This is a genomic window from Streptococcus sp. NLN76, assembly GCF_015686645.1.
In the GTDB taxonomy this organism is placed as follows: Bacteria; Bacillota; Bacilli; order Lactobacillales; family Streptococcaceae; genus Streptococcus.
The window spans coordinates 14,389-26,413 of sequence record NZ_JADPMS010000001.1; the positions used below are offsets into that span (position 1 = coordinate 14,389).

9 protein-coding genes and 1 pseudogene are annotated in these 12,025 nt (G+C 42.0%); 8 read left to right on the forward strand and 2 right to left on the reverse strand.

Going from position 1 to position 12,025, the window contains the following annotated elements; genetic code table 11:
* Positions 1-237 precede the first annotated feature (237 nt).
* Both nrdE and nrdH read right to left on the reverse strand, forming a co-directional pair.
* Positions 238-2,397 carry a class 1b ribonucleoside-diphosphate reductase subunit alpha gene (gene nrdE, locus I1A59_RS00055; protein WP_196090789.1) on the reverse strand — a complete coding sequence of 720 codons (2,160 nt, stop codon included), beginning with the start codon at positions 2,395-2,397 and terminating at the stop codon, positions 238-240.
* 94 nt (positions 2,398-2,491) lie between these two features.
* Positions 2,492-2,710 carry a glutaredoxin-like protein NrdH gene (gene nrdH, locus I1A59_RS00060; RefSeq protein ID WP_196090790.1) on the reverse strand — a complete coding sequence of 73 codons (219 nt, stop codon included), beginning with the start codon at positions 2,708-2,710 and terminating at the stop codon, positions 2,492-2,494.
* A 307-nt stretch (positions 2,711-3,017) separates the two neighbouring features.
* On the opposite strand from nrdH, the gene I1A59_RS00065 reads away from it, so the two are divergent.
* From I1A59_RS00065 to atpB, 8 genes and pseudogenes are all read left to right on the forward strand, one after another.
* Positions 3,018-3,281: a phosphocarrier protein HPr gene (locus I1A59_RS00065; protein ID WP_135035680.1), complete on the forward strand. Its 264-nt coding sequence runs from the start codon at positions 3,018-3,020 to the stop codon at positions 3,279-3,281.
* A gap of 4 nt (positions 3,282-3,285) precedes the next feature.
* Positions 3,286-5,019, forward strand: a complete 1,734-nt coding sequence (ptsP, locus tag I1A59_RS00070) for a phosphoenolpyruvate--protein phosphotransferase (protein WP_196090791.1) — start codon at positions 3,286-3,288, stop codon at positions 5,017-5,019.
* Positions 5,020-5,230: 211 nt separating this feature from the next.
* Positions 5,231-7,090: pseudogene (gene glgB, locus I1A59_RS00075) on the forward strand (1,4-alpha-glucan branching protein GlgB); the annotation flags it as partial.
* A 142-nt stretch (positions 7,091-7,232) separates the two neighbouring features.
* Positions 7,233-8,375, forward strand: coding sequence for a glucose-1-phosphate adenylyltransferase (locus I1A59_RS00080; protein ID WP_196090793.1), 1,143 nt, complete (start codon positions 7,233-7,235; stop codon positions 8,373-8,375).
* Positions 8,365-9,504 carry a glucose-1-phosphate adenylyltransferase subunit GlgD gene (gene glgD / locus I1A59_RS00085; RefSeq protein ID WP_196090794.1) on the forward strand — a complete coding sequence of 380 codons (1,140 nt, stop codon included), beginning with the start codon at positions 8,365-8,367 and terminating at the stop codon, positions 9,502-9,504. The genes I1A59_RS00080 and glgD overlap by 11 nt, the downstream gene beginning before the upstream one ends.
* Entirely contained in the window at positions 9,501-10,928 is a 1,428-nt protein-coding gene (glgA, locus tag I1A59_RS00090; RefSeq protein ID WP_196090795.1) for a glycogen synthase GlgA, read from the forward strand. The genes glgD and glgA overlap by 4 nt, the downstream gene beginning before the upstream one ends.
* 141 nt (positions 10,929-11,069) lie before the next feature.
* Positions 11,070-11,267, forward strand: coding sequence for a F0F1 ATP synthase subunit C (locus I1A59_RS00095; RefSeq protein WP_160332693.1), 198 nt, complete (start codon positions 11,070-11,072; stop codon positions 11,265-11,267).
* Positions 11,268-11,299: 32 nt separating this feature from the next.
* Positions 11,300-12,019 (forward strand): F0F1 ATP synthase subunit A, encoded by a 720-nt coding sequence (atpB, locus tag I1A59_RS00100; RefSeq protein ID WP_196090796.1) that lies wholly within the window; start codon positions 11,300-11,302, stop codon positions 12,017-12,019.
* Positions 12,020-12,025: the final 6 nt, after the last annotated feature.

Sequence of the window (12,025 nt, forward strand, 5' to 3'; positions counted from 1 at the left end):
CTCCTGTTTGAGTTATTTTAATTTCTGTGTTAGGTTTAGTAATCGTTTTGAACCAATTTAGCACAAAAATTAACTCGTTCCATTATACAATTTTTAGCAATGAATCTCAAGGGGATGAGTTGGTTGTGAATTCGTGAAAAACCTTGATTTAGCAAGCTTTTAAATGATAGAAAAATGTAATGAAGGCAGCTTAAAATCCATCCATTTGGATGGATTTTAAGCTTGTAATACTTGGAACTAGATGACACAGCTTTCACACTGGTTAGCGCCAACTTCAGCGCCGTCATCGGTGAAGGTGCGGATGTAGTAGATGGATTTGATCCCCTTGTTAAAGGCATAGTTCCGTAGAATGGAGAGGTCACGCGTTGTTTGCTTAGTTTCCTTTTTCCATTCGTAAATCCCTTCAGGAATATCGCTGCGGAGGAAGAGGGTCAAGGAGAGGCCTTGGTCCACATGATCAGTAGCAGCAGCGTAAACGTCGATGACTTTGCGCATGTCCATGTCATAGGCGCTTGTATAGTATGGGATTGTGTCGGTTGAAAGACCCGCTGCTGGGTAGTAGATTTTACCAATTTTTTTCTCTTGGCGTTCTTCAACCCGTTGTGTGATAGGGTGTATGGAAGCGGAAACATCGTTGATATAAGAGATAGAGCCGTTCGGCGCAACTGCCAGACGGTTTTGATGGTAGAGACCATCTTTCATGACAGCATCTTTGAGGGCTTGCCAATCCGCTTTGCTTGGGATTAAGATATCTTTGAAGAGTTCTTTGACCTTGTCCAATTTTGGTTGGTAGTCTTTTTCCAAGTATTTGTCGAAATAGCTGCCATCCGCATATGTTGATTTTTCAAAATGATGGAATACTTGTCCCCGTTCGCGAGCGATATTATTGGATTCAACCAAGGTCCAATAGTTCATCAAGAGGAAGTAGATATTGGTGAATTCCAAGGATTCCTCTGATCCATAATGGATATGGTTTTGAGCTAGGTAGGAGTGAAGTCCCATCGCTCCAAGACCAAAGGTGTGTGCTTGGCGGTTTCCGTTGACCACTGAAGGAACAGCTTCGATGTTAGAAGAATCTGTTACAAAGGTCAGAGCACGTGTCATAGTTCGGATAGATTTTCCAAAATCAGGAGAAGCCATCATGTTGACAACGTTGGTGGAACCGAGGTTACAGGAGACGTCTGTTCCGAGACGGACATAGTTTTGGGCATCATCAATCAGACTTGGTTCTTGCACTTGGAGAATTTCAGAACAGAGGTTACTCATGACAATTTTTCCGTCAACAGGGTTTGCTTTGTTAGCGGTATCGATGTTGACCACATAAGGATAGCCGGATTCTTGTTGCAATTTTGAAATCTCAGTCTCTAGATCTCGCGCTTTAATTTTGGTTTTGCGGATGCGAGGGTTGGCAACCAATTCATCATATTTTTCAGTAATGTCTAGGTAACTGAAAGGAACCCCGTATTCAAGTTCAACCGAATAGGGACTGAAGAGGTACATGTCTTCATTTTGCCGTGCCAGTTCATAGAATTTATCGGGAACAGTAATTCCTAAGGAAAGGGTCTTAACCCGGATTTTCTCATCCGCATTCTCTTTTTTGGTAGACAGAAATTGAATAATGTCTGGATGGAAGATGCTGAGATAGACCGCTCCAGCTCCTTGACGCTGCCCTAATTGGTTGGAGTAAGAGAAACTATCTTCGAAAAGTTTCATAACTGGTACAACACCAGACGCAGCCCCTTCAAAGCCTTTGATTGGAGCACCAGCTTCCCGAAGGTTTGTGAGAGAGATGCCGACTCCGCCACCAATACGGGAGAGCTGAAGGGCTGAGTTGATGGAACGACCGATAGAGTTCATATCATCGGTTACTTGAATCAAGAAACAGGATACCAGTTCACCGCGGCGAGCACGACCGGCATTCAAGAAACTAGGGGTAGCTGGTTGGTAGCGTTGGTGGATGATTTCGTTGGCGATATTTTTAGCAATCTCTTCATGGCCATCCGCAAAGTAGAGTGCGTTAAAAAGTACCCGGTCTTCCATTCCTTCAAGGTATTCGTTCCCATCATTACTCTTAAGGGCATATTGATTGTAAAATTTGTAGGCTGCCATGAAGGATTTGAATTGAAATTGTTGATCCAAAATAAATTGGTAGAGCTCTTCGATAAATGCTGGTTGGTATTTTTTAATGAAGGGTTCTTCGAGGTAGTTCTCTTGAATGAGATAGTTAATTTTTTCAGTAATAGAAGAAAACTGACGGGTATTTGGCCGTACGTTTTCTTTAAAGAAGGCCTCTAGAGCCTCTTTATCCTTGTGGAGCAGAATCTGTCCATTCACTGGACGGTTAATTTCATTGTTTAAACGAAAATAAGATACATTTTCTAAATCTTTAAGACCCATGAGGGTTCTCCTTTCAGATGGACGGGTATTTTATTCAAAACGATGGGAGTGATAGAAAACAATCCGACTTTTGATCTCTATCACTCCCTCTAGGTTAGGCAAGCTCTTTTAATCGGTCAGGTTGAAAACCAGCGAAGCTCCCATTGGGGGATACAATAACTGGCGCAGCCGAAAAGCCCATCTCTTTAACAGTGTTGATGTATTCAGGCTCAAGGTCTAGATTGATTTCTTTATAAGATATATGATTGTCTTCTAGAAATTTCTTGGTCATACGGCATTGCATGCAGTTGTTTTTTGAATAAACAGTTACCACAAGGGTACCTCCTTCTCGTTTTTGAGTATGGGAATAGTATAGGGGAAAGTCAGATTTTTGTCAATATTTTGTGCTCAAGATTTTATTTCACACAACATGTTGTGGTCTCTTTTGGTGGACTTTGGTTAAAATCAAGGAATTATGAACCTAGCCCAACAAAATATTGTGTAGCTAGCTCTTTTGGTCTGAAAAAGCTCCTTTTTTCTGAAAGCGGAAATTTTTTCTTGAAAAAAAACAAGACAAGTGTTATAATTCTTAATTGTAAGGGTTATCAAAAACCTTAGAAAAAATATAAAGGAGAGTCATTATGGCTTCTAAAGATTTTCACATTGTAGCAGAAACAGGAATTCACGCACGTCCAGCAACCCTTTTGGTGCAAACTGCAAGTAAATTTGCTTCAGACATTACTTTGGATTATAAAGGTAAATCCGTTAACTTGAAATCCATCATGGGTGTTATGAGCCTTGGTGTTGGTCAAGGTGCTGACGTAACAATCTCTGCTGAAGGTGCAGATGCTGACGATGCAATCGCAGCAATCTCAGAAACAATGGAAAAAGAAGGTTTGGCATAAGGAGATGACAAATATGCTTAAAGGAATCGCAGCGTCTGATGGTGTTGCTGTTGCTAAGGCATATCTACTCATCCAACCAGACTTGTCTTTCGAGACAGTTTCAGTTGAAGATACGAATGCAGAAGAGGCTCGTTTAGATGTGGCTTTAGAAGCTTCTCAAAACGAGCTTTCTTTTATTCGTGCAAATGCAGTAGATAGCCTTGGAGAAGAAGCAGCACAAGTTTTTGATGCCCACTTGATGGTGTTGGCTGATCCAGAAATGATCGGTCAAATTAAAGAAACCATTCGTGCTAAAAAAGTCAATGCGGAAGCAGGACTAAAGGAAGTGACGGATATGTTTATCACACTCTTTGAAAATATGGATGACAATCCGTATATGCAAGAGCGTGCTGCAGATATTCGTGATGTAACCAAGCGCGTGCTTTCCCATCTCCTAGGTGTACGTTTACCAAACCCAGCTGCCATTGATGAAGAAGCAATCGTGATTGCCCATGATTTGACTCCATCTGATACAGCACAGTTGAACAAAGAGTTTGTTAAAGCTTTCGTAACCAACATTGGTGGACGGACAAGTCACTCTGCGATCATGGCTCGGACCCTTGAAATTGCGGCTGTACTTGGAACCAACAACATTACTGAAATGGTAAAAGATGGGGATGTGTTGGCCGTTAATGGTATCACAGGTGAGGTTGTGATCAATCCATCTGAAGAAGTTATTGCTGAATTTGAAGCTGCGGGTCGTGCTTATGCAGAACAAAAAGCAGAATGGGCTCTCTTGAAAGATGCTCAAACTGTAACAGCTGATGGCAAACACTTTGAATTGGCAGCCAATATCGGTACTCCGAAAGACGTTGAAGGGGTTAATGATAACGGTGCGGAAGCAGTAGGTCTTTATCGGACTGAGTTCTTGTACATGGATTCTCAAGACTTCCCTACAGAAGATGAGCAATATGAAGCTTATAAAGCTGTTTTGGAAGGTATGAATGGCAAACCAGTTGTGGTTCGTACGATGGATATTGGTGGAGATAAAGAACTTCCTTACTTCGATCTTCCAAAAGAAATGAACCCATTCCTTGGATTCCGTGCCCTACGTATTTCTATTTCAGAAACTGGAAATCAAATGTTCCGTACACAATTGCGGGCCCTTCTTCGCTCATCTGTTCACGGTAAATTGCGGATTATGTTCCCAATGGTAGCCCTTCTTTCTGAATTCCGTGCTGCAAAAGCAATCTTGGATAAAGAAAAAGCTAACTTGTTGGCTGAAGGTGTCGCGGTTGCGGATGATATTCAAGTAGGTATTATGATTGAAATTCCTGCTGCAGCAATGATTGCCGATCAATTTGCGAAAGAAGTGGACTTCTTCTCAATCGGAACCAACGATTTGATTCAATACACAATGGCGGCAGACCGGATGAATGAACAAGTTTCTTACTTGTATCAACCATATAACCCATCGATTCTTCGCTTGATTAACAACGTTATCAAGGCTGCTCACGCCGAAGGCAAGTGGGCTGGTATGTGTGGGGAGATGGCTGGAGATCAGCAAGCTGTTCCACTTCTTGTAGGTATGGGCTTGGATGAGTTCTCTATGAGTGCCACATCTGTTCTTCGGACTCGTAGTTTGATGAAGAAATTGGATACTGCTAAAATGCAAGAAATGGCTAACCGTGCTTTGACTGAGTGCGCTACAGCAGAAGAAGTTTTGGAACTTCAAAAAGAATATGTGGATTTTGACTAATCGCATCCATTTTGCAACTGGATTCTGGGTTTTCCCAGGTCCAGTTTTTCTTTACTTTCCTTTTTTTGAAAAACAGGAAAATGACAGTTGATAATTTTCAGACAATTGATTTGTTTTTCCTAAAATTGTTGTATAATAGCTTGTGAAATTACTTGAAATATAGTAAAATATTCTTATAAAAAAGCGCTTACAAAACGGAAAGGGTGATCGTATGGATTATCGCGAAGCTATGTGGACTTTTGGGATTGGTGAGAACTACAATCTTCAGAATTACCTTGGCGTTCATCGTGAAAATGATGGCTATAGCTTTCGAGTTTGGGCGCCCAACGCCCAGATGGTACATGTCATTGGAGACTTTACAAATTGGCAAGAAAATCGAATTCCGATGGTTAAGAATGAGGCAGGAGTTTGGGAAGCTTGGACCAATCTTGCTCAGGAAGGGGATCTTTATAAATTTCAAGTAGAGAGACAAGGCGGGCAAGTGGTGGATAAAATTGATCCGATGGCCCGTATTTTTGAAAAGCGGCCTGGAACCAGTGCTGTGATCTACACACTTCCAGAAAAAGAGTGGAAAGACCAGGAATGGCTAGCTCAACGGAAGTCCATGGGTTTCAAGGGGCGTCCTATTTCGATCTATGAAGTTCATGCAGGATCCTGGCGCTCACATTCAGATGGGGAACCCTATACTTTTAAAGATTTGCAGCGGGAACTGATTCCTTATTTACAGGCTATGAACTACACTCATGTTGAGTTTATGCCACTCATGACTCACCCCCTCGCAGAGAGTTGGGGTTACCAGCTAATGGGCTACTTTGGTTTGGACCAGTCTTACGGGACTCCGGAAGAGTTTAGGGATTTTGTTGAAGCCTGTCATTTAGCTGATATTGGAGTGTTGGTGGATTGGGTTCCGGGCCATTTCACGATTAATGACGATGCCTTGGCCTATTATGATGGAACACCAACCTATGAATACCAGGACCACCACCGAGCTCACAACTATGGCTGGGGTGCACTGAACTTTGATTTAGGTAAACCCCATGTGCAATCCTTCTTGATTTCAAGCATTCATTATTGGGTACAAACCTTCCACTTGGACGGCGTTCGGGTTGATGCCGTCAGCAACATGCTTTACTTGGATTATGATCAAGGACCTTGGACGCCAAATGAGGATGGCGGTAACCTTAACTATCAAGGTTTCCACTTTCTTAAAAAGCTTAATAAGGTTATGAAGCAATACCACCCAGATGTCATGATGATAGCGGAGGAAGCAACTAGCTATACTCAGATTACTGGTGACGGCGAAAATTCCTTAGGATTTGATTACAAGTGGAACATGGGATGGATGAACGATATCCTGCGCTTTTATGAAATGGATCCTATTTATCGTAAGTACGACTTTAATTTGGTTACCTTCAGTTTTATGTATGTCTTTAAGGAAAATTACATTCTGCCCTTCTCCCATGACGAAGTCGTCCATGGGAAGAAGAGCCTCATGCATAAAATGTGGGGGGATCGCTACAACCAGTTTGCAGGCTTACGAAATCTCTATACCTATCAAATTTGCCATCCGGGTAAAAAACTTCTCTTCATGGGCAGTGAGTGGGGGCAATTCCTAGAGTGGAAATCGCATGAAGCTTTGGAGTGGCATGATTTGGACGATGATCTCAATGGCCGGATGCAACACTTCACATCCGAATTGAATCGTCTCTACAAGGATGAATTTGTTTTCTGGGATATTGATGATTCCTATGATGGTATTGAAATCATTGACGCAGATAACAAAGATGAAACAGTCTTGACCTTTAGTCGGAAAAATAATGAAGGGTCTGAATTGATTTGTGTTTTCAACATGGCACCGGTTGAACGTCGAGACTTTACGATCGGTGTTCCCAATCCAGGTCTTTATCAAGAAATTTGGAATACCGAACTCCAAGCTTGGGGAGGTTCCTGGTTAGATCATAATCCGGATACAGCTACTCAACCGGGTCAATGGAAAGACTATAAGCAGACCTTGAGCTTTACTCTGCCATCCATGGGTGCTGTTATCTGGCGAATGAAAGCCAAGTTTGAAGTAGAAAGTGAGGCTATTGTTGCAGTAAGTGAGTCAGAGCTTCTTTCGGAAGAGCTGTTTATCAATCTACCATCAGAAAGCGTGATTGAGTCTGAAGAGGTAGTGGAAACGTCTGAAGTAATCGAATAAGGAGGAAACCTAAATGAGAGATGAAATGTTGGCCTTAATCCTAGCCGGAGGGCAAGGAACACGTTTGGGGAAATTGACAAAAAATATCGCCAAACCAGCTGTCGAGTTTGGTGGTCGGTATCGGATTATTGACTTTGCTCTTTCCAACTGTGCCAATTCGGGGATTCAAAATGTGGGTGTCATTACCCAGTACCAACCCCTCGCCCTGAATACCCATATTGGAAATGGTTCAAGCTGGGGCTTGGATGGTATTAACACAGGTGTGACCATCCTCCAACCTTATTCAGCCAGTGAAGGAAATCGTTGGTTTGAAGGAACCAGCCATGCTATCTATCAGAATATCGATTATATCGATAGTATTGATCCAGAATATGTTCTTATTCTTTCAGGGGACCATATCTACAAGATGGACTATGACAAGATGCTTCAAGCTCACAAGGATAACAATGCTAGTTTGACAGTAGGTGTTTTAAATGTTCCGCTGAAAGAAGCTAGCCGCTTTGGGATTATGAATACCGATGCAAATGGTCGGATTGTTGAATTTGAGGAGAAACCTGAAAATCCAAAGAGTACCAAAGCTTCTATGGGAATTTACATTTTCAACTGGAAACGCCTTCGCAATATTTTAGTCGCTGCGGAAAAAGGTTCGGTCGAAATGTCCGACTTCGGGAGTAACGTGATTCCGGCCTACCTTGAGTCTGGTGAAAGTGTCTATGCCTATGAATTTGAAGGCTATTGGAAAGACGTGGGGACCATTGATTCTCTATGGGAGGCCAATATGGAGTACATTTCTCCACAAAATGCCTTGGATAGCCGAAATCGTCAATGGAAAATTTACTCTAAAAACCTCATTTCACCACCAAACTTTATTGGTGAACATGGTTCAGTAGAAGATTCCTTGATTGTGGACGGTTGTCATGTGGATGGTCAGGTTAAACATTCGATTCTCTCAACCAATGCTCAAGTCAAAACAGGAGCTGTGGTTGAAGACTCTGTTATTATGAGTGGAGCTGTCATCGGCGCTGGTGCTGTGATTAAAAAAGCCATTATTGGTGAAGGCGCAGTGATTAGTGAGGGTGTAGAAATCGATGGTAGTGAAGAGATTGCAGTTGTTGGTTATAACGAAGTAGTGGGGGTACCAAAGGATGAAGATTGATAAGTATTCAGCGATTCTAGTAAATACAGTAGGCCGTCATGATATGGATAAACTGACTGAAAACCGTCCTTTGGCTACTCTTCCTTTTGGAGGGAAGTACCGTTTGATCGACTTTCCGCTCTCAAGTCTAGCCAATGCGGGTGTTCGAAGTGTATACGGCATTTTCCAAGAGGAAAACATTTCGTCTGTGTTTGACCACATTCGCTCTGGACGAGAGTGGGGGTTGTCTACTCTTCTAAGTCACTATTACTTGGGACTTTATACAACGGATGCAGATTCCGATTATGTAAAATCCGAGTATTATGATCAATTGTTGACCTATCTTCGCCGATCTGGTAGTGATGTAACGGTTGTTTTGAACAGTGATGTTCTTCTTAGCATGGATCTCCGTCAGGTTTTCCATTTGCATCAAGCCACAAAACGGGACATGACGGTTATTTACAAAAAACTTCCTGCAAAGGATATTGCCAATACTAATGCAATCTTGAGAATTTCAAGTCAAGATGCAATCACGGATCATGAGTTGTTCGAAGACAGTCTCCCTCAAGAGTTTTACAACATGTCTACGGATATTTTCTTAGTCAATACAAAACTTTTGATTTCAGCTATTGAGAAGGAGATATTGGAAGCAAAACCTCGTAAAATTCGTTACCTTCTTCGTGATTTTGCCAAAGAGATTGGGGCTTTTGCCTACGAATATACCGGACACGTGTCCAATATCTATTCAGTAGAGTCTTATTACCGTGCAAATCTAGACATGATTGACCAACAAAAATTCAATTCTCTCTTCAGTCCAAATCAGAAAGTCTATACAAAAGTGAAGAACGAAGAGCCAACCTACTTTGCTCCAGGTTCTAAAGTCTCCCTTTCACAATTTGCATCAGGAAGTATTATTGAAGGAGCGGTTGAAGGCTCTATTCTGTCACGGAACAATCGTATTGAAGCTGGTTCTCTTGTTAAGGATAGTCTCCTCTTTCCACGAGTTGTTGTTGGAGAAGGAGCACGGGTAGAGTATGCCATTGTTGATAAAGAAGCTAAGATTGCACCTGGTGTAACGGTTAGAGGTCGTAAGGAACATCCAATCGTGATTGAAAAAGGTCGAGAGGTTACAGAGGATATTATTAGATGAGAATTTTAGTTGCAGCAGCTGAGGGGGCACCCTTTTCTAAAACCGGTGGTTTGGGAGATGTTATTGGCGCTCTTCCCAAATCCCTTGTGAAAAAAGGACATGATGTCCGTGTCGTTCTTCCTTACTATGATAGTGTTGAAGCCAAATTTGGTGGTCAAGTGGAGGACCTTGGTTTCTTTGAAATCTCGGTCGGTTGGCGCCGTCAATATGTAGGTGTTAAACATTTGGTTTGGGAGGGTGTGCCAACCTACTTTATTGATAATCAGTATTATTTTTTCCGTGGCCATGTTTATGGTGACTTCGATGACGGGGAGCGCTTCGCCTTTTTCCAAATGGCAAGCTTAGAGTTGATGGAGAAGATTGATTTTATTCCAGAGATTCTTCATGTCCATGACTACCATACTGCCATGATGCCTTTCCTTTTACGGACCAAATATGCTTGGATTGAAGCTTATCGGGGAATTAAGACTGTATTGACCATCCATAATTTGGAGTTTCAGGGTCAATTTAATCCAGCGATGTTAAGTGATCTATTTGGAATGGGCTTGGAAGATTTTTGGAATGGATCGGTGCGTTGGGGCCAAGATTTGAACTGGATGAAAGCGGGGATTACCTTTGCAGATCGGGTAACAACAGTATCTCCATCTTATGCTCAAGAAATCCAAACGCCTGAGTTTGGCTGTGGCCTTGATCCACTTCTACGAGCTGAAAATTGGAAGCTCTTTGGTTTTGTCAATGGGATAGACACAGATCTCTACAATCCAGCCACAGACCCCTATCTCCCTCATCATTTCCATGCTCATGATTTAGCGGGTAAGGCTGCCAATAAGGCCGCCCTCCAAGAAAAACTGGGATTGCCACAAAGACCCGAAGTTCCTTTGATCGGTATGGTCTCTCGTTTGACCTATCAAAAAGGCTTCGATGTAGTGGTTGAAGAATTGCATCAGATCCTTCAGCGCGATGTGCAGGTTGTTGTTTTGGGAACAGGCGACCCTAATTTTGAACAATCATTCTCCTGGTTTGGTCAACACTATCCAGAAAAAATGGTGGCGGCTTTGACTTTTGATCCTGGGCTAGCGCAAGAAATCTATGCAGCTAGTGATCTCTTTTTAATGCCTAGTCGCTTTGAGCCATGTGGCCTATCCCAAATGATGGCTATGAGGTATGGTAGTTTGCCGATTGTACATGAGGTTGGTGGATTGCGAGATACTGTTCAAGCCTACAATCCGGTCACTAGCTCTGGAACAGGATTCTCCTTTAACAATCTCAGTGGTTATTGGTTGACCTGGACCATCGATCAGGCCATCTACCTTTATTGGAATCAAAAAGAGGTCTGGTATAACCTTATGCAAGAAGCCATGCACCGTGATTTCTCATGGGATGCCGCAAGCTATCCTTATAGTGATTTATACCATTGGATGTAAGAATTTGAAAAGAGGTCAAGGAGACCTCTTTTTTTCTTGAAAAATATTGAAAAATCAAGTGTTTTCCTTCTTGAAAATTTGACAAATGACTTGAATAGGAGTAGAGTAATGGGGTAACAAAAAATAAAAGGAGAATTCGAAATGAATTTATCAATTTTGGCCCTAGGTTTGGCCGTTATGGGTGTAAGTATCGGTGAAGGTTTGTTGGTTTCTAGCTTCCTTCGTTCAGCTGCTCGTCAACCGGAGCTTTATAACAAGTTGCAAACAAGCATGTTGATGGGGATTGCCTTTATCGAGGGTACCTTCTTCGTCCTTCTTGCGATGGCTTTCATCTTGTAAGATTGCACTGATAGAATTGAGGTGAGAGACCCGTGGAATCACATTCACCATCAATTACAATCGGACCGATTGTTTTTGATTTAACCTTGTTGGCCATGTCTCTCTTGACGGTAGCGTTGGTATTTGGCTTTGTTTATTGGTTGAGTCGGGACTTAAATGTTCGTCCGAATCGTAAGCAAAGTGCCCTGGAAGCCCTGATTGATTTTGTTACTGGAGTGATTCAGAATAATCTTGGTGCTTCCAATGTAAAGGCCTACCTGCCCATTTTCTTTAGTCTTTTCCTATTCTTGTTTGTCGCTAACTCTATTGGTTTGGCTACAAAAATTGAAACGCTTCCACCTGAACACTTTAATTTGTGGACCTCACCAACAGCAAATCTAGTTTATGACTTGTGTTTGTCTTTCTTGGTAACCGTCTTTATTCAAGTGGAAGGAATTCGACGTCGTGGATTAAAGGGGTATTTGAAGGGGTTTGTAACACCTGTGGCAATGACTCCGATGAATATCCTAGAAGAAATCACAAATTTTCTTTCTTTAGGCCTTCGTTTGTATGGAAATATTTTTTCAGGTGAGGTAATTGTATCATTATTGACACAATTAATAGGAGCCTATTTGATTGCCTTTCCATTCGCATTTGGCCTCAATATGGCATGGACTGCCTTCTCTCTCTTTATTTCTGGGATGCAAGCCTTTGTCTTTACCATGTTGTCCTCAAGCTATCTAGGGAAGAAAATTGTAGATGAGGAAGAATAAGAAAGG